The following is a 25,920-nucleotide window of genomic DNA, read 5'->3' as shown; positions in this document are numbered from 1 at the left end:
CCTGACAGGGTGTCCGAACTCGTGGATCTCGCAACGGAGTTGCCCGGATGACGCAAGACGGAAGACGGAGGGCGGAAGACGGAGGGCGGAAGACGGAGGGCGGAAGACGGAATGCGGAACGCCGGCCCGTCCGACCCGCGGCGGGGGTCGGACGGACCGGCGTCGAGGCGCTCACACGGTCCGGAGGGGTCCCGGACTACTTGGTGAAGGCGCCGGTCCCGTTCGGGGTGCCGAGGCCCGTCGGGCCGTCGTAACCCTTGCCCGCCTGGCACAGGTAGGCGACGTCGCAGGACCCGTTCGAGCCGCTGGTCACGTCGTTCAGCTGGTCCGGGTGGGAGTACGGGTACGACGCCGGGGTGTCACCCGAGCCCGGGGCGCCCGCGAGGGCGTAGACACCGGCGATGAAGGGCGCGGCGGCGCTGGTGCCGCCGTACACGTTCCAGCCGCTGGCCTGGTAGGTGTCGTAGACGGCGAGACCGGTGGCCGGGTCGGCCACGGACGCGACGTCGGCGACCGCGCGCTTGGCGCAGTCGGTGTCCTTCTGCCAGGACGGCTTGGCTTCGTACTGCGAGCAGCCCGAACCGGCGCCGTCGCCGCCGGCCGAGGTGCCCCAGACGGTCTCGGAGTAGCCGCGGGTGCTGCTGTCCTTCTTCAGTGAGGTGCCGCCGACCGCGGTCACGTACTGCGAGGCCGCCGGGTACTCGACGCCGTAGCCGCTGTCACCGGAGCTGACGGTGATGGCGACGCCGGGGTGCTTGAAGTACTGGTCGTCCGCGGTGGTGTCGTCGGACCCCTCGCTGCCGCCGTAGCTGTTGGACACGAACTTGGCGCCCTGCTTGACGGCCTGGTTCACGGCCGCGCCCAGGTCGTCCATGCTCGCCGACTTGGCCTCGACCAGCAGGATGTTGCACTGCGGGCAGGCCGCGCTGACCATGTCGACGTCGAGGGAGATCTCACCGGCCCAACCAGCGTCCGGCGTCGGGTAGTTGCTGCCGCCGTCCTGGTCGATCTTCTTGAAGCAGCCGTTGCCCGTGCTGCACTCGGGAAGGTTGTACTGGGAGCGGTAGGCCGCCAGGTCCTTCTCGGCGTTCGGGTCGTCGTTGGCGTCGACGATCGCGACCGTCTGCCCCTTGCCGCCGTCCTTCGGGAGGTTGTAGGCGGCGGCCAGGTCGGACGGCCCGAAACCCTGCGGGGTGTCGTTGCGGCCGAGGGACTTGTGCTGGGCGATGTCGGTGCGCTCGACCGACTGGCAGGCCATGTAACCGGGCTTGCTCGGCTGCGAACACAGCCGGTGCGTGTGCACCGACGCGGCCGCGGAGGTGGTCGCCGCGTGCGAGGCCGCAGGAGTGGTGGCGAAGGCCGACGTCTGCGTGGCGACGGCCACGCCGCCGGTGATCAGAGCCGCCGCGGACAGCAGCGCCGGGGCGCTGCGACGTATGCGGTTTTTTCTGCGGTGGGAATGCAAAGAACTGCCCTCCGTGGGGGGATGGTCGACTCCGGAGCGACGGCCTGATGGGCATGTCAAAGGCATGACAACCCACCGTTGGGGGTGGCCGGCCGGAGTCTGGTTCTGGGCATGTCGATGGATCTGCCACCCTGGTCAGTGGTGGCTGGGCTTGAGGTTATTGACTGTTTGCCGTTGAGAACAAGGGCAGTTGGTAAAACCTTGGCCCAAGCTCTCTGTGTGGCCGATATGTTGTGCGGCCATGGAGCTGGACGACACCACCGTCAACCGTCTGATGTCCCTCGGGCTCGCCCGCTACGAGGCCCGGATCTATCTGTCACTCATCAGGCGCGACTCCTACACGGCCGCCGAGGTGGCCCGCGAGGCCGATGTGCCGCGCCAGCGCGTGTACGACGTCCTGGACTCCCTGGTACGGCGGCAGTTGGCCACCGCACGCCCCGGACGTGTGACGACGTACTCCGCGGTGCCCCCCGAACTGGCCCTGGCCCGGCTGATGTCAGCCCAGCGGGAGACCGTCGACCGACTGGAACGGGCCTCGCAGGAACTGGCCGGTCTGCTGGGCCCGCTGTGGGCCCAGGGCAGGCAGTACACCGACCCGCTGGACTACATCGAGGTGCTGCGCGACCCGAAGGCGATCGGTGAACGTTTTGCCGATATCCAGTTTCAGGCCCGTCACGAACTCCTCACCTTTTGCAAACCCCCCTTCGTCGCGCCGCCCGAGAACACGGCGGGCATCACCGCCGTGCGGCGCCTCCATGAGAGCGGCGGCACGGTCCGCGCGATCTACCTCTGCGACACCCTGGCCGACCCCGAGACCGCCGACCATGTCCGCCGGTTCGCCGCCGCGGGGGAGGAGGCGCGCTTCGCCCCCGACCTCCCGCTCAAGCTCGTGATCGCCGACGTGTCCCTGGTCCTGTGCGACATGCCGGACCCGGTGGCGGGAGCGGACACCACGACGACCCTGTTCATCGAACATCCGGCTCTCGCGGCCTGCCTGCGGCTGGCGTTCGACACGGTGTGGGGGACGGCCCGGCCGGGTCCGGAGTCGTGAACTCCCGTGCCGGGGCGAAGAGATGGCGGGGGCGGGGGAGGGGCCGTATGTGAAGAAGCGGTGAGATGCGCGAAGGCGGCGGCGGGATCACCTGCTGGTGTTCCCGCCACCGCCTGCCCTGTCCGAGCTGCCCTGTCCGAGCTGCCCGGTCAGGGGCGCAGGATCAGCCGGATCGGGTCGCCGGTCTTGTTCTCCAGGCGTTCGACCGCCTCGGCCGCCTGCGCCAGCGGGAGTTCGCCGCTGATCGAGGCGGAGAAGTCCAGCCGGCCGCCCTGGATCAGGGACAGCAACTGCGGCAGCGCGACCGGCATGTCAGAGCCGTAGTGGCCGAGGATCTGCTGCTGGAGGTAGCTGAAGCGGGTGCCGTCGGCGACGGTCAGCGGCTGGTCGGTGAGGCCCACGAGAACCAGCCGGCCCTTGGCCGCGAGCACCGACAGCGCCTGCGCGCGGACCGCAGGGACGCCGGCGAAGTCGAACGCGGCGGCGAGACCGGCCCCGCCGGTCGCCTCGCGAATCCGCTCGCGCAGCGCCGGATCGGCGGAGTCGAGCGCCAGGTCCGCGCCCTGGGCGAGGGCGCGCTCGCGGGCGGTGGGATTGGGGTCGATCGCGACGACCGGGTACGCGCCGACGGTCCGCAGCAGTTGCACGGCGTGGACGCCGAGTCCGCCGACGCCCCAGACGCCGACCGCCTCGGCGGGCTTCACGGCGCCCGTGACGGTGATCGCGCCCCAGGGCGTGGAGACCGCGTCCGGGATGATCGCGCCCTGGTCGAAGGGGATGGCCGCGGGCAGCTCGGTCAGGGCGTGCTCGGAGGAGAGCGCGTACTCGGCCCAGCCGCCGTCGTAGTCCACGCCCCGGGTGTAGGTGACGCCCTCGCGGATCTCACCGGCGTACAGCACGACCCGCTGGCCCGGGGTCCAGCGGGTGACGCCGGGGCCGGTCCCGGCGATGGTGCCGGACACCTCATGGCCCAGGGTGACCGTGTCGCCGCGCAGCAGCAGCGGGGTGAGGGTGCCGTCGATCAGATGGACGTCCGACAGGCAGACGCCCGCGGCCTCCACCTTCACCAGGACCTGGCCGGGGCCGGGTTCGGGCTTCGCCACTTCCTCGATCCGCAGGGTGCGGCTGGGGATGTGCAGCCGGGCGGCGAGCATCTGCTCCATGACATGGCCTCCTTGGCACGGCGGCGACCCCTGGGGCCGCGAGCCCCTTAACGCAAGTCACCTTGCGATGAAACCTACGCCCGCCCTCGGCCTAAAGCAAGTAACCCTGCGTTATGGTGGACCATGCCCTCGTCCGACCAGAACGCACCGCCCCTGCGCCGCCGCGGGGCCCGGATGCGCTCCGCCGTGCTCGCCGCCACCGTGGACGTCCTGACCGCACAAGGGCTCGCCGGTACGACCGTCGGTGCCGTCGCCCGCGCCGCCGGCGTCCATGAGACCTCCGTCTACCGGCGGTGGGGGACCCGCGAGAACCTGATCCTGGAAGCGCTGACCGAACAGCTCGACGCGGCGATGCCCGTGCCGGACACCGGGCACGTCCGCGACGACCTCGCCACGTACTTCGGCGCGCTCGCCCGGCTGCTGGCCACCGCCCAGGGTGAGGCGCTGCTGCGGCTGAGTGTCGAACGCGACGACACCCTGCCGGACCGCCGCCTTCCCTACTGGACCGAGCGCCTCGAACGCGGTGCCGTCATGGTCCGCCGGGGCGTCGAGCGCGGCGAACTCGCCCCGGACACGGACCCCGGCCTCGTCATCGAGGCCGTCAGCGGCGCCCTGTTCACCCGCGCCCTGATCAGCGGCGCCCCCCTCGACGAGCATCTCGCCACCCGCCTCGTCGACTTGACCCTCACGGGCGCCCTGCCGCGCACCCCGGCCGGCCCCTGATCCCCGCGGTCGGCGGGCCGTGCCGGCATCTGTGGGCCACCCCGCGCGACCTCTCTCCGTGATCGGCGGCCGACCCCGCCCGCGAGCCCGCCCCCGCCCGGCTGAACGGTCCTCGCCCTGCGTGCCCGACGGTCCTGAACACGCCGGAACACGAGGAACCTCTGCCGAATCCCTTGACGACACGACTCCGCGCCGATTAACTCACGTCCTAAATTAAGACGTGAGGGTCTTCGGAGGGCAACGGTCGGACCGACCGCTCCCGGTGCGCGATCCCGAAGGTTCTCGACGCCCGGAAGGGACACCTGGAGACATGCGCAGCATCCGAGCCGCGGCCGTCGGCGCCGTCACCCTCTCTCTCGCCCTCACGGCGACGGCCTGTGGAGGCGGTTCGTCCACGGGGGGCGGGTCCAACGACGCGCCGAAGGCGCTGACCTACTGGGCCTCCAACCAGGGCGCCAGCGTCGCCGTCGACAAGCAGGTACTCCAGCCCGAACTCGACAAGTTCCAGAAGCAGACGGGCATCAAGGTGAAGCTGGAGGTCGTGCCCTGGCCCGACCTGCTCAACCGGATCCTGACCGCGACCACCTCCGGCCAGGGCCCCGATGTGCTGAACATCGGCAACTCCTGGAGCGCCTCCCTCCAGGCCAGCGGCGCGCTGCTGCCCTGGGACGCCAAGAACTTCGACAAGATCGGCGGCAAGAGCCGGTTCGTGCCGTCCGCGCTCGCCTCCACCGGCGTCCAGGGCAAGGACCCGGCCGCCGTGCCGCTGTACGCGCTGGCCTACGCGCTCTACTACAACAAGAAGATCTTCGCCGACGCCGGTATCTCCCAACCGCCCGCCACCTGGGACGAGTTGATAGCCGACGGCAAGAAGATCAAGGCCAAGGGCAGCTCCCCGCTCGGCGCCGAGGGCTCGAACGTCTCGGAGAACATCCACCACATCTTCGTCTTCGCCAAGCAGCGCGGCGTCGACTTCTTCACCGCCGACGGCAAGCCGAACTTCACCGACCCCAAGGTCGTCGACGCGGTCAAGGCCTACGTCGATCTGATGGCCAAGGACCAGGTCATCCCGACCGGGGACGCCGAGTACGCGCAGAACCAGTCCGTCAGCGACTTCGCCAAGGGCCGCCAGGCCATGCTGCTGTGGCAGTCGGCCTCCGCCAACCTCGCCTCCCAGGGGATGAAGGACAGCGAGTACGGCGTCGCGCCCGTGCCGGTGCGCTCCGGCACCCCCGGCCCCGGCACCCAGATCAACTCGATGGCCGCCGGTATCAACATCGCGGTCTTCCGCAACACCCACAACCTCGACGGGGCGACGAGGTTCGTGAAGTTCATGACCTCCGACGACGAGCAGAAGATCCTCAACAAGGCCTACAGCTCCATCCCGGCGGTCACCTCCGCGCAGAACGACCCGGCGTTCAACACCCCCGCCAACACGGTCCTGAAGGACACCCTCGCCACCAGCGCCGCCGCCCTGCCGCAGGTGCCCGCCGAATCGCAATTCGAGACGACGGTCGGCACCGCCGTCAAGGACCTGTTCGCCGACGCCGCCGCCGGCCGCGCGGTGACCACGGCCTCGGTCCGGGCCGCGCTCCAGAAGGCCCAGCAGCAGATGCCGGCGGCGTAGCGGCCATGACCACCCACACCCTTGAGGAGTCGGTGGCGAAGTCCCCTCCCGGGGCGGCGGCTTCCTCGGCCCGCCGCCGTCCCGGGAGGTTCCGCCGCGCCGGGCTTCCGTACCTGCTGCTCCTGCCCGCCCTTGTCCTCGAACTCCTCGTCCATCTGGTGCCGATGGTCATCGGCATCGTGATGAGCTTCAAGGAACTCACCCAGTTCTACATCCGTGACTGGGGCACCGCCCCCTGGTCCGGCCTCGGCAACTACCGCCTGTCGGTGGACTTCCACGCCCCCGTCGGAGCGGCCCTGCTGCACTCCTTCCTCGTCACCGTCGGCTTCACGCTGCTGTCCGTCGCCCTGTGCTGGCTGATCGGCACCGTCGCCGCCCTCTTCCTCCAGGACACCTTCCGCGGCCGCGGCCTGCTGCGCGCCCTGTTCCTGGTGCCGTACGCGCTGCCCGTCTACGCGGCCGTCATCACCTGGGTGTTCATGTTCCAGCACGACAACGGGCTGGTGAACCACGTCCTGCACGACCAGTTGCACATCGGCGCCAAGCCCGCCTTCTGGCTCATCGGCGACAACAGCTTCTACGCCCTGCTGACCGTCTCGGTGTGGAAGGGCTGGCCGTTCGCCTTCCTCGTGGTGACGGCCGGACTCCAGAACATCCCGGGCGAGTTGTACGAGGCGGCCGCGCTGGACGGCGCCGGCATGTGGCAGCGGATCCGCCGCATCACCCTGCCGTCCCTGCGCCCGGTCAACCAGGTCCTGGTCCTGGTGCTGTTCCTCTGGACGTTCAACGACTTCAACACGCCCTACGTGCTGTTCGGCAGGTCCGCGCCCGAGGCCGCCGACCTCGTCTCCGTGCACATCTACCAAGCCTCCTTCGTCACCTGGAACTTCGGCACCGGCTCCGCCATGTCCGTCCTGCTGCTGCTCTTCCTGCTCGTGGTGACGGGCGGCTACCTGCTGGCGACCTCGCGAGAGCGGAGGACCTCCGATGTCTGACTCGCCGCTGGCACCGCCGCCTTCGTTCCGCTGGGCCCGACGGGTCTTCCTCACCCTGCTCACCGGCTTCGTGCTGCTCCCCGTGTACGTGATGCTCTCCAGCTCGCTGAAGCCGCTCGCGGACGTCTCCGGGAAGTTCCGCTGGGTGCCGAGCGGGCTGACGATCCGCCCGTACATCGACATGTGGTCCACGGTGCCGCTCGCCCGCTACTTCGTGAACTCGCTGATCGTGGCGGGCTCGGCGACCGTCCTGTCCGTCGTCGTCGCGGTGTTCGCCGCCTACGCGGTCAGCCGCTACGACTTCCGGGGCAAGCGCGTCTTCACCGTCACCGTGCTCTCCACCCAGATGTTCCCCGGCATCCTCTTCCTGCTCCCGCTCTTCCTCCTCTACGTCAACATCGGCAACGCCACCGGCATCGCCCTGTTCGGCTCCCGCGGCGGTCTGATCCTCACCTACCTCACCTTCTCCCTCCCGTTCTCCATCTGGATGCTGACCGGGTACCTCGACTCGGTGCCGCGCGACCTGGACGAGGCGGCGCTGGTCGACGGCTGCGGGCCGCTCGGCGCGCTGTTCCGGATCGTCGTACCGGCCGCGATCCCCGGCATCGTCGCCGTCGCCGTCTACGCGTTCATGACCGCGTGGGGCGAGGTGCTGTTCGCGTCGGTGATGACGAACGACACCACCCGCACCCTCGCCGTCGGCCTCCAGGGCTACTCCACCCTCAACGACGTCTACTGGAACCAGATCATGGCCGCCTCGCTGGTCGTCAGCGTCCCCGTGGTGGCCGGATTCCTGCTGCTCCAGCGCTATCTCGTGGCCGGCCTGACGGCGGGGGCCGTCAAATGAACGGCAACACTCCGTATTCCGAAGGGACTTCCGTGTCCGAACGCATCGACCTCGCCGCACTCCCGGACGGCTTCCTGTGGGGCACGGCCACCTCGGCCTACCAGATCGAGGGAGCCGTCGCCGAGGACGGCCGGACCCCCTCCATCTGGGACACCTTCTCGCACACCCCGGGGAAGATCGCGGGCGACGACAACGGCGACGTCGCCTGCGACCACTACCACCGCAGGGGCGAGGACATCGCCCTGATGCGCCGCCTCGGCCTCAACGCCTACCGGCTCTCCGTCGCCTGGCCGCGCGTCGTCCCCGGCGGCACCGGCCCCGTGAACCCCAAGGGCCTCGCCTTCTACGACGCGCTGGTGGACGATCTGCTGGCGGCGGGCATCACCCCGTCCGTCACCCTCTACCACTGGGACCTGCCGCAGTCGCTCCAGGACCGCGGCGGCTGGCCGGAGCGGGACACCGCCCACGCGTTCGCGGAGTACGCCGACGCCGTGGCCCGGCGCCTCGGCGACCGCGTCAAGCTCTGGGCGACGCTCAACGAGCCGTCCTGCTCGGCCTGGATCGGCCATCTTGAGGGCACGATGGCCCCCGGCTGGACCGATCTGACCGCCGCGGTCCGCGCCTCCTGTCATCTGCTCCTCGGCCACGGCCTCGCCACCGAGGCCGTCCGCGCCGCCGTCCCGGACGCCCGGATCGGCATCGTCAACAACCTCTCCACCGTGCACCCGGCCACCGACCGCCCCGAGGACATCGCGGCCGCCCGCCGGCACGACGGCCATGTCAACCGCTGGTGGCTCGACCCGGTGCACGGCCGCGGCTTCCCGGCCGACATGACCGAGACGTACGGCGTCGAACTCCCGCTGCGCGAGGGCGATTTGAAGACGATCGCCGCACCCCTGGACTGGCTTGGCCTGAACTACTACTTCCCGGCCCATGTCGTCGACGACCCCGAGGGCCCCGCGCCCTACGCCCGTACCGTCCGCCGCGAGGGCGTCCCGCGCACCGGTATGGACTGGGAGATCGACGCCGGCGGCATCGAGACCCTGCTGCTCCGGCTCACCGAGGAGTACGGCGCCCGCACCCTCTACCTCACCGAGAACGGCTCCGCCTTCCCCGACACGGTCCGCCCCGACGGCACCGTGCACGACCCCGAACGGCAGGACTACCTGGAGTCCCACCTCGCCGCCTGCGCCTCCGCCGCCCGCCGGGGCGCCCCGCTGGCCGGCTACTTCGCCTGGTCCCTGCTGGACAACTTCGAATGGGCGTACGGCTACGACAAGCGCTTCGGCCTGGTCCACGTCGACTACCGGACCCAGGCCCGCACCATCAAGGGCAGCGGGCACCGATACGCGGAGATCGTGCGCGCACACCGGGAGCGGGGCCGCAGCGCGGCTTGAGCCTGACCTGGGGCTCTTGGGCCGTGGCACATGAGGCGGCAACCCCGCCCCCACGAACCGGCGTGCCACGGCCCGACCCCGCCCGGTCAGCGCAGATCGGGCCCGCCCGCCTCGGCTATCTCGTCGAGCAGGCTGATGCCCTCGTCGGTGTTCTCCGAGACGTCCGTGCCGGAGCCGGTGAACGGTACGGATGCCTCGTCGTCGGCGAGGTGCGGGTACTTCTCCAGGAGGAACCGCCGTCGGTACGCCATCTCGGCGGCGTCGACGATCCCCTCCAGGGTGGCCCAGTTGAGCGTGCTCCCGACGACGATCCCGACCGCGGGTACGGCTTTTCCGAGCCCCTTCTTGGTCAGGCGGAAGTTGAACGCCTTCGCGAACTGGGAGGAGACCCTGGCGACGACCGTGTCATTCAGGACCTCCCACGTTTTGCCGCGGAAGAGCGCTTGGGTGAGCCGGGAGATGTCGGCCATCGCGGCGTTCTTGGCAGTGGCCGAGCTCGCCGTCCCGGCGTTGACGACCGACATCACGAAGAGCTTCTCGGCGGGCTCTTCCGGGTCGTATCCGTAGAGCAGCGAGACCTGGCCGACGGAGCGGAACGCGAGTCCGAGTACGGCTGCGGTGTCCGCGACAAAGGCACCGGTGATCGCTCCCCCCGAAGGGGCTGCCGCGGCGCCTGCGGAGGCGGCGATGACGAGCTGTCCGCCGGAGATCACCAGCCCCGCACCCGCTCCCGAGAGCGCCGCGGCGGCCGGGTAGTACCAACTCGCCCCTCGTCCACGGACCGCGTCGATCTGTTCGAGGTCGAGGCGGCGCAGATCGGAGAGCGCCGCGATGTCGTGCCCGTGCTTCTTGTGGCGTGCCACCACCCGCTTGGGGGAGAGCCCCGCCCGCGCGGCCCGTCCCACCGTCTGCCGAAGAGACTGAACGGCGGCGGTGCTCCAGTCCGGGAGGATATCGGCGGCCCCAAGTGCACCGGCGCCGACCTTGTGAGCACCCTTGGCGGCCATCTCCTGTCCGCGCGCGAGAGCGGACTTCGCCCGCGGATGGTTCTCCAGGCGCTTCGAGGCGCGCTTGCCGAGTTCCGCGACCCCGACGGCCACCTGTTCGCCGGCGTTTCTCATCGCTCGTGACAGTGGGCGGCTCTTGAACTGCTGAATGGCCAGCCATGCCGCCAGCTCGTAATCCGAGGGAACCCGATCGGGCTGATGCGGGTGCTGCGGATTGCTCATGGTCCCCCCTGAGGCAGTCAGTGATGTCCCGGCATGTGACCTGTGGAGAAGTTGTGTGGTTGCGTGGTGCTGGTGAGTTTTATCCGATCGTGATGGTGGATGAACTCGGCTGCACGCGCGGCGCGTTGAGCGGTGGCGCCCGCCATATGCCGGCGGGCCGAGGCGCGCGGCGGACGGGTCAGTGGCCGGTCCTGGTCACAGGTGGAGGTCTTGGCCGTCGTTCATCGGGCAGTGCCAGTCAAGGGTCCCGTGGGAGACATGAGGCGTCGCGGGGTGGGTGTGGCCGGGGGCCGGACACCGGGGGGCCGGGTGGCCGCCGGTGGATTCGAGGACGCTGTCCTGGAGTTGCTCCGCCAGGAGGAGCAGTGCCTCGGGCTCGGGCAGGGCGCCGTCCAGGTCCACCGTGACCGAGGTGCCGTCCGGGTAGGTGAGGGTGACGTGCACACCGGACCCGGTACCGGGGGCCGTGCCTTGCGTGCCGACCTGGAGCACGGCTTTTTCCGGCGCTTCCAGAGTGCGCAGAAGAGACTCCGCCCAGCCGCGTACCGTCCGTACGTCGAGTGCCATGAGCCACCGCCCGTCCGTCGGTCCTACTTCTTCGCCGTCACGTCCGCCGCCCAGGTCAGCGAGCCCGTGCCCGGGCGACCGCCGATGTTGACGCGGAAGGTCATGTAGTACTGGAACTGGACGTGATCGGCATACCTGACCGGCTTCAGTGTGCCGTGGAAGTGGTAGCTCCTGCCCACGACATGACCCGCGTTCTTCGGCATCCGCCGTCCGTTCCGCCACCAGGAGACACCGGACTCATTGACGTTGCCGGTGATGACGGACTGCACACGGGCGGAGATCTTGAATCCCCAGTCGATGGTGGAGTGATGACAGTTGAACCGGGCCGCGAGGGTGCCGTTGGCGTTGCTCCAGCTCGGGTTCTTGTCACAACGCAACGTCGCTGAAGGGCGTTCGGCCGCGCCGGTCCGGGCCGTACGGACCGGCGCCGCGCGCAGGCTGCCCTTGCCGAGGCCGAGCCGCGCGCCGACGCGGTCCAGATCCGCGCGGGTGAGTTTCGGGCCACCATTGAAGGTGAAGCGCAACGTCGTGCGTACGTCCCGGTGACCGTCGTCGCCGTGTAGCTCCGGCCTGCGGCGTCCGTGACAGCCGCGGTACTCACCACCGCCCCCGCGCCGGACCGCTCCGGAGCCCCCTGGCGGCCGGGGCGGCGAGCACGACCGCGGCGAGCACGACCGGGGCCGCGGCGACCGGGCCCCTCGGAATCCTCCTGCCCTGCCCCGCACCGCCGGTCGAGCCGTGAGCCGTTCCCCCGGCGCCGCCGCCTCGGGTCCTGCCACCACATTCCCCGTTCACCACGCCGCTCCCCTCGGTCCGGTGGCTCGCCACGCCGTGATGCTCTCCAGGAGCCCCCCCCGCGACGCCCGAACGGGCGAGCGTTCACCTGGACGAGCGAACAGCGGGCGGCGGCCGCGGCGGGAAGCGTCGGGCGCGTCGCCCCGGCGGACCGCGACGGCCGGGCGGACATCGCTCGACAGCCGGGAGCCGGGAGCCGGACCGGGCATCGGTGGCGCGCGGACCACCCGGCCGTGGCAGGATCCCTGACTGTGAGCGCATCCTGGGCGGTGAGGGGCCTGCGGGCCGCGGTGTTCGCCGCGGTGTGCGTGCTGCTCGCCGCCGCGGGCCACGGCCTGGCCATGGGGGAGATGCCCTCGCTCGGCTGCGACGGCGCGGGCTTCCTCGCGGTCCTCGCGCTCGGCTGGACGCTGGGCGCGCGGGAGCGGTCGGGGCCGGGCATCGGCGCGGCGATGCTGCTCACCCAGGCGGGGCTGCACCTGGGCTTCGACGCGGCCCACAGCGACTCCGGTACGACCCGCACCGGCACCCCCATGCCCGGCATGCCCGGTATGACCGGGCCCGCCGCCCACGCGACGGCCGCGCACACCACGGCCCACGCCACGGCCGCCCACCTACTCGCCGCCCTGGCCGCCTCCTGGTGGCTGCGGCGGGGCGAGGCCGCGCTGTGGTCGCTGCTACGGCGCACCGCCGCCCTGGTCCCCGCCCTGCTCACCCGGTGGCGGCCCGCCCCGCTGCCCGCCACCGCCGAGCCGGTCCCGCGCCACCGGCCCCTCGACGTCCCGCCCCGCCGGGCCCCGCTGCGGCACGCGGTCACCCGGCGCGGACCGCCCGCCCCGATCCCGTACCCGCGCTGACCCCTGACCCCGTCACTCGTCACCGTACGGAGATCGACTCACCATGTCCGCATCACGCATCACCCCGCGCCGCGCCGGCGCCGTCACCGCCCTCACGGCCGCCTCGGTCCTGCTGGCCGCCGGGGCCGCCTCGGCGCACGTCACCGTCCACCCGGAGAGCTACGCCAAGGGCGCCACCGACGGCGTGCTGACCTTCCGCGTGCCCAATGAGGAGGACCACGCCTACACCAGCAAGGTCCAGGTCTTCCTGCCCACCGACCACCCCGTCCTCGGCGTCCTGGTCCACCCCGGCGACGGCTGGAGCGCCAAGGTGACCACCACCAAGCTGAAGACGCCGGTCAAGACCGACGACGGCACCACCACCGAGGCCGCCTCCGAGATCACCTTCACCGGGGGGAAGATCGAACCGGGGCAGTACGAGGACTTCAACGTCGCCTTCGGTGAACTCCCCGAGGACGCCGACCAGTTGGTGTTCAAGACACTCCAGACCTACTCGGACGGCAAGGTCGTCCGCTGGATCGAGCAGCCCGCCTCGGGCGACGACGAGCCGGACAACCCGGCCCCGTCCCTGAAACTCACCGCGGACGACGCCTCACCCGCCGCCGCCCCCGCCAGGACGGCCGCCACGACCACCGCCAAGGCGAGCGACTCCACCGCCCGCGAACTCGGCGTCGCCGGCCTGGTCGTCGGCGCCCTGGGCCTGGCCGCCGCCGCGTTCGCCCTGCTGCGCGGCCGGTCCTCGGCGCGGTCGTAGCCACGGCCACCGGTGGGCCTCGCGCACCACGCGCGGCCCACCGGTGTGCGGTGGCGCGGTCAGGGGGTGTCGGGCTCCGGGGCCCGGCCGACGAGGTGGGTCCGTTCGCGCAGGTCCGCCTCGGCCCGGTCCAGTCCGGCCCGCAGGTCGAACCAGACTTGATCCTTGCGCTCACCGGACCGGTCGAGCCCGACGGCGCCCCAGGAGAACACGCCCTGAAGGACCTCCCGCCGACCGCCGGGACCGGTCACGGAGAGCGCGAAGGACAGGGCGACGGCGGCCCGGGTCACGACCATGCGGACCGCGTCCCCGGCGGCGGGCTGTTCGCCGAGCCGATCCAGCCAGTGCCGGGACTTCGTGAGCTCGGCGAAGTCGTCCTCGGGCGACCCGTAGCGCGGATCGGGCACGAACTCCCCGGTCGGCTTCCCGTCCTCGCCGACCCGCCGGACGCCCTGGACGGCTTCCCCCGGGACGTAGCCGTCGGGGTCGCCGATGAGCCCGGGGTCGATCACCGCGACCGACCCGCCCGGAGCATATGTCCACCGCGCACCGACGGGAATGCGGCCCCCGCCACCCGCGGTTGATCTCGTCATGACTCAGGACTCCACGCAGGACGCGCTCCTCCCGCTGCTCTCCGCAGGACACGGCGGCGTACTGGTCACCCTCCGCCGCGACGGGCGGCCGCAGCTGTCCAATGTCAGCCACGCGTACGACCCGGACGAGCGGATCATCCGGATCTCCGTCACCGACGACCGCGCCAAGACCCGCAATCTGCGCCGCGACCCCCGCGCCTCGTACCACGTCACCAGCGACGACCGCTGGGCGTACACCGTCGCCGAGGGCATGGCCGAGCTGTCCCCGGTCGCCGAGGACCCCCATGACGAGACCGTGGAGGAGCTGATCCGGCTCTATCGCGCGGTCATCGGCGAGCATCCGGACTGGGACGAGTACCGCGCCGCGATGGTCCGCGACCGCCGGCTGGTCGTCCGGCTCCATGTCGCACGGGTGTACGGCATCCCCAAGCGCTGACTCCGGCTAAGCGGCGCTCTCCGTCCGTGCCTCGATCGCCCGCAGTACGGCGATCATGTCCTCGGCGCCGTGCCCCTGGCGCACCGTCTCCTCGAAGAGGGCGCGGCAGACGTCGAGCAGCGGAGACGCCAGACGGGCCGTGCGGGCGGCCTCGGCGACGAGGCGGTTGTTCTTCAGGACGTCCAGCGCGGCCGCCTGCACCGCGAAGTCCCGCTCGCGCAGCTTGGGCGCCTTCATCCGGGACACCGGGCTGGCCATCGGGCCCGCGTCGAGGACGTCCAGGAACAGCCGGGGGTCCAGGCCCTGCCGTTCGGCGAAGTGGAAGGCCTCGGCCAGCCCGGTCACCAGGGTGATCAGGAACAGGTTGACCGAGAGCTTCATCAGCAGCGCGCCAGGCGCCGCACCGCACCCGAACGTCTCCCGGCACATCGGCGCGAGCAGCGGCCGTACCGTCTCCACCGCGGCCGTCTCGCCCGCGAGCATGGCCACCAACTGCCCCTGTTCCGCGGGCACTCGGGACCCGGACACCGGTGCCTCGACATAGCGGCCACCGGCGGCGTGGATGTCCGTCTCCAGCGCGGCGGAGTACTCGGGCGAGGTCGTGCCCATGTGGACGACGGTCCGCCCCGCGACCCGCGCGGCCAGTTCCGGGGTGCCGCGGCCGAGGACCGTGTCGACGGCCGGCCCGTCGGCGAGCATCAGCAGCACCACCTCGGCCCGCGCGAACACCTCGGCCGCGTCCCCGGCGATCTCGGCACCCGCCGCGCGCAGCGGCTCGGTGCGGTGCGGGGTGCGGTTCCACACCACCAAAGGGGTGCCGGCCGCCGCCAGGCGCAGGGCCATGGGCCCGCCCATCACTCCGAGACCGATGAATCCGACGCGCACGGTGGCCGCCCTTCCCCGCAGGGGCTGATTATGACAGCGGTCATAGTAGCGAACGTTATGACGACGGTCATAGGCTTGCCTCCGGGGCGTCCCCGGGGAGTTTCTTGGGCATCTCCGGGCTGTTCCCGGGTTTGTCCCAAAGTGAGTGACGGAGGCAAGGACATGAGCGAGCGGCAGCGCGGCCCCCGCGAGCGGATGGTGTTCAGCGCGGCCCAGCTCATCCGGCGCGACGGGGTGAACGCGACCGGTATGCGCGAGGTCGCCGCGCACGCGGGCGCCCCGCGCGGCTCCCTCCAGCACTACTTCCCGGGCGGCAAGGAACAGCTGGTCGGCGAGGCCGTCGCCTGGGCCGGACGGTACGCGGGCAAGCGCATCGCACGCTTCGTCGAGCAGCTGGCCGAGCCGACGCCGAGCGCGCTGTTCGCGGCGATGGCCGCGCAGTGGACCGAGGAGTACGACCGGGACGGCTTCGCCGCGGGCTGCCCGGTCGCCGCCGCCGCGGTCGACCGCGCCGCCTCCGACGACGCCGTCCGCGCCGCCGTGGCCGCCGCGTTCACCACCTGGCGGACCCCGCTCGCCGAGGCCCTCACCGCCCTGGGCGTGCCCGCCGGCCGGTCCGCTGACCTGGCCATGCTGATGATCAGCACCCTGGAGGGCGCGATCCTGATGGCACGGGCCGAGCGGGACGTACGGCCCCTGACGACGGTGGTGCGGGAACTGGGCCCGCTGCTCGACGCGGCGGTGACCCGGCCCGCGTGAGTTCCCGGCCGCGCGTCAGCGAAGGGGCGCGCCCGCGCCCTCCGTCGTGAGGTACCCGATCACCATGTCCCCGAGCATCACCCGGTAGTGCTCCCGCCGGTCCGGGTCCACCAGGTCGCGGCCGAACAGGGCGCCGAACGCCCGCCGGTTGACGGCGCGGAAGAAGCAGAACGAGCTGATCACCGCGTGCAGGTCGACCGCGTCCACGTCCGCCCTGAACACCCCCGACTCCCGTCCGGCGGCGAGGATCTCGCGCAGCACGTCCAGCGCCGGGGAACCGATCGCGTCGAGCCGCCCCGAGGGCGGGGAGTCCTCGGCGCACTGGAGGTTCTCGATGCTCAGCAGGCGGATGTAGTCGGGGTGTCGCTCATGATGGTCGAAGATCAGTTCGGCCAGTCGCCGGATCGCCGCGACCGGGTCCAGGTGGGCGACGTCCAGTCGCCGCTCGGCCTCGCGCAGCGCGCCGTAGGCCCGTTCGAGGACGGCCGTGAACAACTGCTCCTTGCCGCCGAAGTAGTAGTAGATCATCCGCTTGGTGGTGCGGGTGCGGGCGGCTATCTCCTCCACACGGGCGCCCTCGTAGCCGGCCCGCGCGAACTCCCGGGTGGCCATGTCGAGGATCTCGGCCTTGGTGCGGGCGGCGTCGCGCACCCGCCCGTCGGGTCGTATCGGCTCATCGACGCTGGTCATCGGGTGGTTCCTTCGGGCCTCGGGCCGCCTCGGTGGCGTGCTCGGTGCCGTCGATTCTAGGACGCGAACATGACAGTACGGGTGGGTCCGTGGCCCGGAGCACACGAGGTGCCCCGGGCCACGGACCAGGAAAGCAGTGGTCGCCGGCCGCTACGGCCGCCGGTTCCACTCGGCGATCACCGGGTGCCCGTGCTCGGTGGACAGCCGGCTGACGGTGCCGGTGGCCAGCTGGAACAACCGGCCCTGCGCGGGCGCGAGGCCCAGCCGGCGGGCCGTCAGGACCCGCAGGAAGTGGGCGTGGGCGACGAGCACCACATCGGGGCCGTCCGCGGCGAGGGCCCCGGCCACCCGGTCCAGCACCCGGTCGGCGCGGGCGCCGACCTCGGCCGGTGTCTCACCCGGATGCCCCTCGGGCCCCGGCGCCACCCCGTCCGTCCACAGGTCCCACTCGGGTCGGGTGCGGTGGATCTCGGCGGTGGTGATGCCCTCGTAGCCGCCGTAGTCCCACTCGTGCAGCGCGGGTTCGGGCTCGACCCCGGTCAGGCCCGCGAGCGCGGCGGTGCGCAGGGCGCGGCCGAGCGGGCTGCTGAGTACGAGTGCGTGGGTCCGGCCGGACAGGAGCGGGGCGAGGGACTTGGCCTGTTCCTCGCCGTGGTCGGTCAGGGGCAGGTCGGTGTAGCTGGTGTGCTGCCCCGACCTGCTCCACTCCGTCTCCCCGTGGCGGACCAGCAGAAGGTCCGCCACGGTCAGCCCTTCTTCTCGACCGCGTGGCCGCCGAACTGGTTGCGCAGCGCCGCGATCATCTTCATCTGCGGCGAGTCGTCCTGCCGGGAGGCGAACCGGGCGAAGAGCGAGGCGGTGATCGCCGGGAGCGGCACCGCGTTGTCGATGGCCGCCTCGACGGTCCAGCGGCCCTCGCCGGAGTCCTCCGCGAAGCCGCGCAGCTTCTCCAGGTGCTCGTCGTCGTCCAGCGCGTTGACCGCGAGGTCGAGCAGCCAGGAGCGGATGACCGTGCCCTCCTGCCAGGAGCGGAACACCTCGCGGACGTTCTCCACGGAGTGCACCTTCTCCAGCAGCTCCCAGCCCTCGGCGTACGCCTGCATCATGGCGTACTCGATGCCGTTGTGGACCATCTTGGAGAAGTGCCCGGCGCCGACCCGGCCCGCGTGCACATAGCCGTACGGGCCCTCCGGCTTGAGCGCGTCGAAGATCGGCTGGAGCTGGTCCACGTTCTCCTTCTCGCCGCCGACCATGAGCGCGTAGCCGTTCTGGAGGCCCCACACACCGCCGGAGACGCCCGCGTCCACGAAGCCGATGCCCTTGATGGCGAGCGCCGCCGCGTGCTTCTCGTCGTCCGTCCAGCGGGAGTTGCCGCCGTCGATCACCGTGTCGCCGGGCTCCAGCAGGTCGCCCAGCTCGTCCACGACGGTCTGGGTGGCCGTGCCGGCCGGGACCATCACCCACACATGGCGGGGCGCGTCCAGCTTCTCGACCAGTTCGGCGAGGCTCTTGACGTCGGAGACCTCAGGGTTGCGGTCGTAGCCGATGACGGTGTGGCCGGCGCGGCGGATGCGCTCGCGCATATTGCCGCCCATCTTGCCGAGACCGATGAGACCGAGCTGCATGATCAGTTCTCCGATGCGTTCTTGAGAGTGCGGTAGGCGGCGACGAGGGCCGTGGTGGAGGGATCGAGGCCGGGGACGTCCGCGCCCTTCGTGAGGGCGGGTTCGACGCGCTTGGCGAGGACCTTGCCCAGCTCCACGCCCCACTGGTCGAAGGAGTCGATGTCCCAGACCGCGCCCTGCACGAACACCTTGTGCTCGTACAGCGCGATCAGCTGGCCCAGCACGGACGGGGTCAGCTCGGCGGCCAGGATCGTCGTGGTCGGGTGGTCGCCGTGGAAGGTGCGGTGCGCCACCTGCTCCTCGGGCACGCCCTCCGCGCGGACCTCCTCGGCGCTCTTGCCGAAGGCCAGCGCCTGGGTCTGGGCGAAGAAGTTGGCCATCAACAGGTCGTGCTGCGCCGCGAGTTCGGGGCTCAGCTCGCCGACCGGGCGGGCGAAGCCGATGAAGTCGGCCGGGATCAGCTTGGTGCCCTGGTGGATCAACTGGTAGTACGCGTGCTGCCCGTTGGTGCCGGGCGTGCCCCACACCACCGGACCCGTCTGCCACTCCACCCGGCGCCCCTGCCGGTCCACCGACTTGCCGTTGGACTCCATGTCCAGCTGCTGGAGGTACGCGGTGAACTTCGACAGGTAGTGGCTGTACGGCAGTACGGCGTGCGACTGGGCGTCATGGAAGTTGCCGTACCAGATGCCCAGCAGGCCCAGCAGCAGCGGGGCGTTGGCCTCGGCGGGCGCGGTGCGGAAGTGCTCGTCGACCAGGTGGAAACCGTCCAGCATCTGCCGGAACCGGTCCGGGCCGATGGCGATCATCAGGGAGAGGCCGATCGCGGAGTCGTACGAGTAGCGGCCGCCGACCCAGTCCCAGAACTCGAACATGTTGTCCGGGTCGATACCGAACTCGGTCACCTTGCCCGAGTTGGTCGAAAGCGCCACGAAATGCTTCGCCACGGCCTTCTCGTCGCCCTCGAACGCCTTGAGCAGCCACGATCGCGCGGACGTCGCGTTGGTGATCGTCTCGATCGTCGTGAACGTCTTGGACGCGACGATGAACAGGGTTTCGGCCGGGTCCAGATCACGCGTCGCCTCGTGCAGATCCGCGCCGTCCACGTTCGACACGAAGCGAACGGTCAGATCGCGGTCGGCGAAGCTGCGCAGCGCCTCGTACGCCATCGCGGGCCCGAGGTCGGAGCCGCCGATACCGATGTTGACGACATTGCGGATCCGCTTGCCGGTGTGGCCGGTCCAGGCACCGGAGCGCACCCGCTGCGCGAAGTCGCTCATCTTGTCGAGGACGGCGTGCACCTTGGGCACCACGTTCTCGCCGTCGACTTCGATCACCGCGTCCCGGGGCGCGCGCAGCGCGGTGTGCAGCACCGCACGGTCCTCGGTGACGTTGATCTTCTCGCCGCGGAACATGGCGTCCCGCAGCCCGAACACATCGGTGGCGATGGCGAGTTCCTGGAGCAGGGCCAGGGTCTCGTCCGTGATCAGCTGCTTGCTGTAGTCGATGTGCAGATCACCGACCCGGACCACGTACCGCTCGGCGCGGCCCGGGTCCGACGCGAACAGCTCGCGCAGATGCAGCGGCCCCTTGGCGCGGTGGTCGGCGAGCGCCGTCCACTCGGGCCGGTGGATGAGATTGGGATAATGGACTTCGGCCATCTCAGGCGTTCTCCTTGGCGGCCTCGCCCCGCAGGGCGACGGCGTACATCTCGTCGGCGTCGAGGCGGCGCAGCTCCTCGGCGATGAGTTCGGAGGTGGAGCGGACCTTCAGGGCGAGGGTGCGCGGCGGCTGACCCGGCAGGGTGAGCGTCGCGAGCGGGCCCTCGGGGCGGTCCACGACGATCTCGCCGTCGCGGGTGCCCAGCCGTACGGCGGTGACCACCGGACCCTCGGTGACCACGCGGTCCACGCTCACCCCAAGCCGTGCCTCCAGCCAGCGGGCCAGCAGTTCGGCGCTGGGGTTGTCCGCCTCGGCCTCCACGGCCGCCGACGTCACCTTCGCCCGCGCCTGGTCGAGCGCGGCGGCCAGCATCGAGCGCCACAGCGTCAGCCGGGTCCAGGCGAGGTCGGTGTCACCGGGCGCGTAGGTGCGGGCGCGGGCCTGAAGGACCTCCATCGGCCGCTCCACCGCGTACAGATCGGTGATCCGGCGCTGCGCGAGCGCGCCCAGCGGGTCCTTGGAAGGGGTGTCGGGCGCGTCCACCGGCCACCACACCACGACCGGGGCGTCCGGCAGCAGCAGCGGCAGCACCACCGAGTCGGCGTGGTCGGAGACATCGCCGTAGGTGCGCAGCACCACCGTCTCGCCGGTGCCGGCCTCCGAGCCGACCCGGACCTCGGCGTCCAGGCGCGAGTGGGTGCGGTCGCGCAGGGTGCGGGCGTGCCGCTTGATGACGACCAGGGTGCGCGAGGGGTGCTCGTGCGAGGCCTCCTCGGCGGCCCGCATCGAGTCGTAGGCGTTCTCCTCGTCCGTGACGATGACCATCGTCAGGACCATGCCCACGGCCGGGGTGCCGATCGCTCGGCGGCCCTGCACCAGCGCCTTGTTGATCTTGCTTGCCGTGGTGTCGGTCAGGTCGATCTTCATGGCCTGCGCCAGCTCCGTCCGTCTCGTGCGAGCATCTCGTCGGCTTCCCGCGGTCCCCAGCTGCCCGACGCGTACTGTGCCGGACGGTCGTGCGCCGCCCAGTACTGCTCGATCGGGTCGAGGATCTTCCAGGACTCTTCCACTTCCTGGTGACGCGGGAACAGGTTGGCGTCGCCCAGGAGCACGTCCAGGATGAGCCGCTCGTACGCCTCCGGGCTGGACTCCGTGAACGACTCGCCGTAGGCGAAGTCCATGGACACGTCCCGGATCTCCATCGAGGTGCCCGGCACCTTGGAGCCGAAACGGACCGTCATGCCCTCGTCCGGCTGGACGCGGATCACGATCGCGTTCTGGCCCAGTTCCTCGGTGGCGGTGGAGTCGAACGGGGAGTGCGGGGCCCGCTTGAAGACCACCGCGATCTCCGTCACCCGGCGCCCGAGCCGCTTGCCGGTGCGCAGATAGAACGGGACGCCCGCCCAGCGGCGGTTGTCGATACCGATCTTGATCGCGGCGAAGGTGTCGGTCTTCGACGCCGGGTCGATGCCGTCCTCTTCGAGGTAGCCGACGACCTTCTCGCCGCCCTGCCAGCCGGCCGCGTACTGCGCCCGCACGGTGTGGTCGCCCAGGTCGTCCGGGAGCCGTACCGACTTGAGCACCTTCAGCTTCTCGGTGAGCAGCGCCTCCGCGTCGAACGCGATGGGCTCCTCCATGGCGGTGAGCGCCATCAGCTGGAGCAGGTGGTTCTGGATGACGTCACGGGCGGCGCCGATGCCGTCGTAGTAGCCGGCCCGGCCGCCGATGCCGATGTCCTCGGCCATCGTGATCTGGACGTGGTCGACGTAACTGCGGTTCCAGATCGGCTCGTACATCTGGTTGGCGAAGCGCAGCGCCAGGATGTTCTGGACCGTCTCCTTGCCCAGGTAGTGGTCGATGCGGAACACCTGGTCCGGCTCGAACACATCGTGCACCAGAGCGTTCAGCTCTCGGGCGCTGGCCAGGTCGTGGCCGAACGGCTTCTCGATGACCGCGCGCCGCCAGGAGCCCTCGGGCGGGCTCGCCAGGCCGTGCTTCTTCAACTGCTGCACGACCTTCGGGAAGAACTTCGGCGGCACCGAGAGATAGAACGCGAAGTTGCCGCCGGTGCCGCGGGAGGCGTCCAGCTCCTCCACGGCGTCCTTGAGCTGCTTGAACGCGGTGTCGTCGTCGAAGTCGCCGGGGATGAAGCGCATGCCCTCGGCGAGCTGCTGCCACACCTCCTCGCGGAACGGGGTGCGCGAGTGCTCGCGCACCGAGTCGTGGACGACCTGCGCGAAGTCCTGGTCCTCCCACTCGCGGCGGGCGAAGCCCACCAGGGAGAAGCCCGGCGGCAGCAGACCGCGGTTGGCCAGGTCGTACACGGCCGGCATCAGCTTCTTGCGGGACAGGTCACCGGTCACCCCGAAGATGACCAGACCCGAGGGACCCGCGATGCGCGGGAGGCGGCGGTCCCGGGTGTCCCGCAGCGGGTTCACCCAGTCGGCGGCAGGGGCGAGGGGCACCCGCACCTCCTCGGGCGCCGGGGCAGGGCTCGCTTTTTCGGTCATCGCGCGTCAACTCCCTTGCTCTCCAGGGACTTCGCCACGGCGTCCAGCAGGTCCTGCCAGGCCGTCTCGAACTTGGCGACGCCCTCGTCCTCCAGCTGCTGGACGACCTCGTCGTAGGAGATGCCGAGCCGCTCGATCGCGCCGAGGTCGGCACGGGCCTGCGCATAGCCGCCGGTCACCGTGTCGCCGATGATCTCGCCGTGGTCGGCGACGGCGTTCAAGGTGGCCTCCGGCATGGTGTTGACCGTGCCCGGCGCGACGAGGTCGTCCACATACAGGGTGTCCTTGTACGCGGGATCCTTCACGCCGGTGGACGCCCACAGCGGACGCTGCTTGTTCGCCTTGTCACCGGCGAGCGCCAGCCAGCGGTCCGAGGAGAAGACCTCCTCGTACGCCTCGTAGGCCAGTCGCGCGTTGGCGAGGGCCGCGCGGCCCTTGAGCGCGAGGGCCTCGTCGGTGCCCAGCGCGGTCAGCCGCTTGTCGATCTCGGAGTCCACCCGGGAGACGAAGAACGACGCCACCGAGTGGATGGTCGACAGGTCGATGCCGCGCTCGCGGGCCTTCTCCAGGCCGGCCAGGTAGGCGGCCATGACCTCGCGGTAGCGCTCCAGGGAGAAGATCAGGGTCACATTGACGCTGATGCCGAGCCCCACGACCTCGGTGATGGCCGGCAGGCCCGCCTTGGTCGCCGGGATCTTGATCATCACGTTGGGGCGGTCGACCAGCCAGAACAGCTGCTTGGCCTCGGCGACGGTGGCCGCGGTGCGATGCGCCAGACGGGGGTCGACCTCGATGGAGACCCGGCCGTCGCGGCCGTTCGTCGCCCGGTACACGGAGTCCAGGACGTCGGCGGCGTCGCGGACGTCGGCGGTGGTCATCATCCGCACGGCCTCGTCGACCGTCACCCCGCGTACGGCCAGATCGGTGAGCTGCTCCTCGTAACCCTCGCCGGAGCCTATGGCCGCCTGGAAGATCGACGGGTTGGTGGTGACACCGACGGCGCTGCCGCTCGCCACCAGGTCGGCGAGGCTGCCCGAGGTGATCCGCTTGCGCGACAGGTCGTCCAGCCAGATGGACACACCCTCGTCGGCAAGGCGCTTGAGGGCTCCCGGGGTCGCGATTGCTTCGGTCACAGTGATCATCTTTCTTTGTGTGTCGGTGTCAGACGCGCGCGGCGGCGAGCGACTCGCGGGCCGTCGCGGCGACGTTCTCGGGGGTGAAGCCGAACTGGGTGAACAGGGTCCCCGCGGCGGCGGAGGCGCCGAAGTGCTCCAGGGAGACGATCCGGCCCGCGTCGCCCACATAGCGGTACCAGGTCAGCCCGATGCCGGCCTCCACCGCCACCCGGGCCCGCACGGCCGGCGGCAGCACCCGCTCGCGGTAGGCGCGCGGCTGCTCCTCGAACCACTCCACGGACGGCATCGAGACCACCCGGGTGCCGGTGCCCTCGGCCTCCAGCAGCTCCCGCGCGGCCACGGCGAGCTGCACCTCGGAGCCCGTCGCGATGATGATCACCTCCGGGATCTCCGTCGAGGACTCGCGCAGCACATAGCCGCCCTTGGCCGCGTCCTCGTTCGGCGCGTACACCGGCACGCCCTGGCGGGTGAGCGCGAGCCCGTGCGGAGCAGGGCTGGTGGCGTGCCTCTTCAGGATCTCGGCCCAGGCGATCACGGTCTCGTTGGCGTCCGCCGGGCGGACGACGTTCAGACCCGGGACGGCCCGCAGCGAGGCCAGGTGCTCGACCGGCTGATGGGTCGGGCCGTCCTCGCCCAGGCCGATGGAGTCGTGCGTCCAGATGTACGTCACCGGCAGCTGCATCAGCGCGGACATCCGCACCGCGTTGCGCATGTAGTCGGAGAACACCAGGAAGGTGCCGCCGTAGATCCGGGTGTTGCCGTGCAGGGCGATGCCGTTCATCTCCGCCGCCATGGAGAACTCGCGGATGCCGAAGTGCACGGTACGACCATAGGGGTCGGCCGTCGGCAGCGGGTTGCCGTGGGGGAGAAACGAGCTGGACTTGTCGATGTCGGTGTTGTTCGAGCCGGCGAGGTCGGCGGAGCCGCCCCACAGCTCCGGCAGCACGGGGCCCAGCGACTGGAGCACCTTGCCGGAGGCGGCGCGGGTGGCGACCGACCTGCCCTCCTCGAACACCGGCAGAGCGTCCTCCCAGCCCGCGGGCAGCTCGCCCCGGCTGATCCGGTCGAAGAGGGCGGCGCGCTCCGGCTCGGCGCCTCGCCACTCGGCGATCCGCTTGTCCCAGGCCGCGTGCGCCTCGGCGCCCCGGTCCAGGGCCCGCCGGGCGTGCTTCAGGACCGCGTCCTCGACCTGGAAGTTCTGCTCAGGGTCGAAGCCGAGGAGCCGCTTGGTGGCCGCGATCTCCTCCGCGCCCAGCGCCGAGCCATGGGAGGCCTCGGTGTCACGGGCGTTCGGGGCGGGCCAGGCGATGATCGTGCGCATCGCGATGATCGAGGGCCGCCCGGTCTCGTTCCGCGCGGCCTGGAGGGCCGCGTACAGGGCGGGTACGTCCACGTCGCCGTCGGCGGTGGGCGCGACGCGCTGGGTGTGCCAGCCGTACGCCTCGTACCGCTTCAGGACGTCCTCGGAGAAGGCGGTCGCGGTGTCGCCCTCGATGGAGATGTGGTTGTCGTCGTACAGGAAGACCAGGTTGCCGAGCTTCTGGTGGCCGGCGAGCGAGGACGCCTCGGCGGAGATGCCCTCCTCCAGGTCGCCGTCGGAGACGATCGCCCAGATGGTGTGGTCGAAGGGAGAGGTGCCCGCGGGGGCCTCGGGGTCGAACAGGCCGCGCTCGTAGCGGGCGGCCATCGCCATGCCCACCGCGTTGGCGGCGCCCTGGCCGAGCGGTCCGGTGGTGGTCTCCACGCCCGCGGTGTGCCCGTACTCGGGGTGGCCCGGGGTCCGCGAGCCCTGGGTGCGGAACGCCTTCAGATCGTCCAGCTCCAGCTCGTACCCGGCCAGGAACAGCTGGGTGTACAGGGTGAGCGAGGTGTGGCCGGGGGAGAGGACGAACCGGTCACGGCCGGTCCACTCCGGGTCCGCCGGGTCGTGACGCATCACCTTCTGAAAGATCGTGTACGCGGCAGGCGCCAGGCTCATCGCGGTGCCCGGGTGGCCGTTGCCCACCTTCTGCACCGCGTCGGCCGCCAGCAGGCGGGCGGTGTCCACGGCCCGCCGGTCGAGATCGGTCCACTCGAAGCCACCGGAAGTCTGCGTGCTCATCTTCAAGAAGTCCTCGTTCAGTGCGGAAGGGCTGGCCGGACGCGTTCAAACTT

General features: G+C 71.0%; 25 protein-coding genes. 10 read left to right on the top strand and 15 right to left on the bottom strand.

From position 1 onward, the window contains the following. Window positions 1–196 precede the first annotated feature (196 nt). Window positions 197–1,384 carry a S53 family peptidase gene (locus HEP81_RS06275; RefSeq protein ID WP_093676501.1) on the bottom strand — a complete coding sequence of 396 codons (1,188 nt, stop codon included), beginning with the start codon at window positions 1,382–1,384 and terminating at the stop codon, window positions 197–199. A 322-nt stretch (window positions 1,385–1,706) separates the two neighbouring features. Between HEP81_RS06275 and HEP81_RS06270 the strand changes: the two genes are divergently transcribed. Next, a complete protein-coding gene (locus tag HEP81_RS06270; RefSeq protein WP_037654901.1) occupies window positions 1,707–2,516 on the top strand; it encodes a TrmB family transcriptional regulator in 810 nt (269 codons plus the stop codon). Window positions 2,517–2,665: 149 nt separating this feature from the next. On the opposite strand, the gene HEP81_RS06265 is transcribed toward HEP81_RS06270, so the two are convergent. Continuing rightward, entirely contained in the window at window positions 2,666–3,679 is a 1,014-nt protein-coding gene (locus HEP81_RS06265) for a zinc-binding dehydrogenase (protein WP_037654904.1), read from the bottom strand. 123 nt (window positions 3,680–3,802) lie between these two features. On the opposite strand from HEP81_RS06265, the gene HEP81_RS06260 reads away from it, so the two are divergent. From HEP81_RS06260 to HEP81_RS06240, 5 genes are all read left to right on the top strand, one after another. After that, the gene (locus tag HEP81_RS06260; protein WP_243279299.1) at window positions 3,803–4,402 is read left to right on the top strand and encodes a TetR/AcrR family transcriptional regulator; all 600 of its coding nucleotides are present in this window, start codon (window positions 3,803–3,805) and stop codon (window positions 4,400–4,402) included. Between the two features lie 310 nt (window positions 4,403–4,712). Beyond that, on the top strand, window positions 4,713–6,029 hold the full coding sequence (locus HEP81_RS06255; RefSeq protein ID WP_037654906.1) for an ABC transporter substrate-binding protein: 1,317 nt from the start codon (window positions 4,713–4,715) through the stop codon (window positions 6,027–6,029). A gap of 5 nt (window positions 6,030–6,034) precedes the next feature. Then, window positions 6,035–7,024, top strand: a complete 990-nt coding sequence (locus tag HEP81_RS06250) for a carbohydrate ABC transporter permease (protein WP_037654907.1) — start codon at window positions 6,035–6,037, stop codon at window positions 7,022–7,024. Window positions 7,025–7,031: 7 nt separating this feature from the next. After that, a complete protein-coding gene (locus HEP81_RS06245) occupies window positions 7,032–7,871 on the top strand; it encodes a carbohydrate ABC transporter permease (RefSeq protein ID WP_037654999.1) in 840 nt (279 codons plus the stop codon). Further along, window positions 7,868–9,268, top strand: a complete 1,401-nt coding sequence (locus HEP81_RS06240) for a GH1 family beta-glucosidase (RefSeq protein WP_051850129.1) — start codon at window positions 7,868–7,870, stop codon at window positions 9,266–9,268. Before HEP81_RS06245 ends, HEP81_RS06240 begins: the two co-directional genes overlap by 4 nt. Before the next feature lie 86 nt (window positions 9,269–9,354). Here the strand turns inward: HEP81_RS06240 and HEP81_RS06235 are convergent, their stop codons facing one another. The 3 genes from HEP81_RS06235 to HEP81_RS06225 all read right to left on the bottom strand — a co-directional run bounded on the left by HEP81_RS06235 (window position 9,355) and on the right by HEP81_RS06225 (window position 11,588). After that, on the bottom strand, window positions 9,355–10,389 hold the full coding sequence (locus HEP81_RS06235) for an EcsC family protein (RefSeq protein ID WP_243279298.1): 1,035 nt from the start codon (window positions 10,387–10,389) through the stop codon (window positions 9,355–9,357). 303 nt (window positions 10,390–10,692) lie between these two features. Continuing rightward, a complete protein-coding gene (locus tag HEP81_RS06230; protein ID WP_154822102.1) occupies window positions 10,693–11,064 on the bottom strand; it encodes a hypothetical protein in 372 nt (123 codons plus the stop codon). Window positions 11,065–11,087: 23 nt separating this feature from the next. After that, complete coding sequence (locus HEP81_RS06225; RefSeq protein ID WP_037654913.1) at window positions 11,088–11,588, bottom strand: hypothetical protein; 501 nt, start codon at window positions 11,586–11,588, stop codon at window positions 11,088–11,090. Window positions 11,589–12,110: 522 nt separating this feature from the next. Here HEP81_RS06225 and HEP81_RS06220 point away from each other — a divergent pair. Together HEP81_RS06220 and HEP81_RS06215 are read left to right on the top strand one after the other, a co-directional pair. Next, a complete protein-coding gene (locus HEP81_RS06220; RefSeq protein WP_037654914.1) occupies window positions 12,111–12,716 on the top strand; it encodes a hypothetical protein in 606 nt (201 codons plus the stop codon). A gap of 43 nt (window positions 12,717–12,759) precedes the next feature. Next, window positions 12,760–13,470, top strand: coding sequence for a YcnI family copper-binding membrane protein (locus tag HEP81_RS06215; RefSeq protein ID WP_037654915.1), 711 nt, complete (start codon window positions 12,760–12,762; stop codon window positions 13,468–13,470). 59 nt (window positions 13,471–13,529) lie between these two features. On the opposite strand, the gene HEP81_RS06210 is transcribed toward HEP81_RS06215, so the two are convergent. Then, the gene (locus tag HEP81_RS06210; RefSeq protein WP_190275953.1) at window positions 13,530–14,063 is read right to left on the bottom strand and encodes a hypothetical protein; all 534 of its coding nucleotides are present in this window, start codon (window positions 14,061–14,063) and stop codon (window positions 13,530–13,532) included. Here HEP81_RS06210 and HEP81_RS06205 point away from each other — a divergent pair. Next, window positions 14,062–14,499: a PPOX class F420-dependent oxidoreductase gene (locus tag HEP81_RS06205; protein ID WP_037654918.1), complete on the top strand. Its 438-nt coding sequence runs from the start codon at window positions 14,062–14,064 to the stop codon at window positions 14,497–14,499. The genes HEP81_RS06210 and HEP81_RS06205 overlap by 2 nt on opposite strands. Before the next feature lie 6 nt (window positions 14,500–14,505). On the opposite strand, the gene HEP81_RS06200 is transcribed toward HEP81_RS06205, so the two are convergent. Then, a complete protein-coding gene (locus HEP81_RS06200) occupies window positions 14,506–15,405 on the bottom strand; it encodes an NAD(P)-dependent oxidoreductase (RefSeq protein WP_274599513.1) in 900 nt (299 codons plus the stop codon). Between the two features lie 141 nt (window positions 15,406–15,546). On the opposite strand from HEP81_RS06200, the gene HEP81_RS06195 reads away from it, so the two are divergent. Beyond that, window positions 15,547–16,143 carry a TetR/AcrR family transcriptional regulator gene (locus HEP81_RS06195; protein ID WP_037654924.1) on the top strand — a complete coding sequence of 199 codons (597 nt, stop codon included), beginning with the start codon at window positions 15,547–15,549 and terminating at the stop codon, window positions 16,141–16,143. A gap of 15 nt (window positions 16,144–16,158) precedes the next feature. On the opposite strand, the gene HEP81_RS06190 is transcribed toward HEP81_RS06195, so the two are convergent. The 8 genes from HEP81_RS06190 to tkt form a co-directional block, all read right to left on the bottom strand. Continuing rightward, window positions 16,159–16,833 carry a TetR/AcrR family transcriptional regulator gene (locus HEP81_RS06190; RefSeq protein ID WP_037654927.1) on the bottom strand — a complete coding sequence of 225 codons (675 nt, stop codon included), beginning with the start codon at window positions 16,831–16,833 and terminating at the stop codon, window positions 16,159–16,161. Between the two features lie 150 nt (window positions 16,834–16,983). After that, entirely contained in the window at window positions 16,984–17,577 is a 594-nt protein-coding gene (locus HEP81_RS06185) for a histidine phosphatase family protein (RefSeq protein ID WP_037654929.1), read from the bottom strand. A gap of 2 nt (window positions 17,578–17,579) precedes the next feature. Beyond that, a complete protein-coding gene (gene gnd / locus HEP81_RS06180) occupies window positions 17,580–18,458 on the bottom strand; it encodes a phosphogluconate dehydrogenase (NAD(+)-dependent, decarboxylating) (protein WP_037654933.1) in 879 nt (292 codons plus the stop codon). 2 nt (window positions 18,459–18,460) lie between these two features. Next, window positions 18,461–20,119 carry a glucose-6-phosphate isomerase gene (gene pgi, locus HEP81_RS06175; protein ID WP_190275952.1) on the bottom strand — a complete coding sequence of 553 codons (1,659 nt, stop codon included), beginning with the start codon at window positions 20,117–20,119 and terminating at the stop codon, window positions 18,461–18,463. Window position 20,120: 1 nt separating this feature from the next. Continuing rightward, window positions 20,121–21,047: a glucose-6-phosphate dehydrogenase assembly protein OpcA gene (opcA, locus tag HEP81_RS06170; RefSeq protein WP_093679015.1), complete on the bottom strand. Its 927-nt coding sequence runs from the start codon at window positions 21,045–21,047 to the stop codon at window positions 20,121–20,123. Beyond that, entirely contained in the window at window positions 21,044–22,630 is a 1,587-nt protein-coding gene (gene zwf, locus HEP81_RS06165) for a glucose-6-phosphate dehydrogenase (RefSeq protein ID WP_190275951.1), read from the bottom strand. The genes opcA and zwf overlap by 4 nt, the downstream gene beginning before the upstream one ends. Further along, a complete protein-coding gene (gene tal / locus HEP81_RS06160) occupies window positions 22,627–23,772 on the bottom strand; it encodes a transaldolase (RefSeq protein WP_037659708.1) in 1,146 nt (381 codons plus the stop codon). Before tal ends, zwf begins: the two co-directional genes overlap by 4 nt. Before the next feature lie 19 nt (window positions 23,773–23,791). Continuing rightward, window positions 23,792–25,867: a transketolase gene (gene tkt / locus HEP81_RS06155; RefSeq protein WP_037659704.1), complete on the bottom strand. Its 2,076-nt coding sequence runs from the start codon at window positions 25,865–25,867 to the stop codon at window positions 23,792–23,794. Between the last annotated feature and the right edge of the window lie 53 nt (window positions 25,868–25,920).

The organism is Streptomyces griseofuscus (genome assembly GCF_014673495.1).
Lineage (GTDB): Bacteria > Actinomycetota > Actinomycetes > Streptomycetales > Streptomycetaceae > Streptomyces > Streptomyces murinus.
The sequence above is the reverse complement of the archived record's forward strand: the minus strand, read 5'-3'. Positions and strand labels throughout refer to the sequence as shown.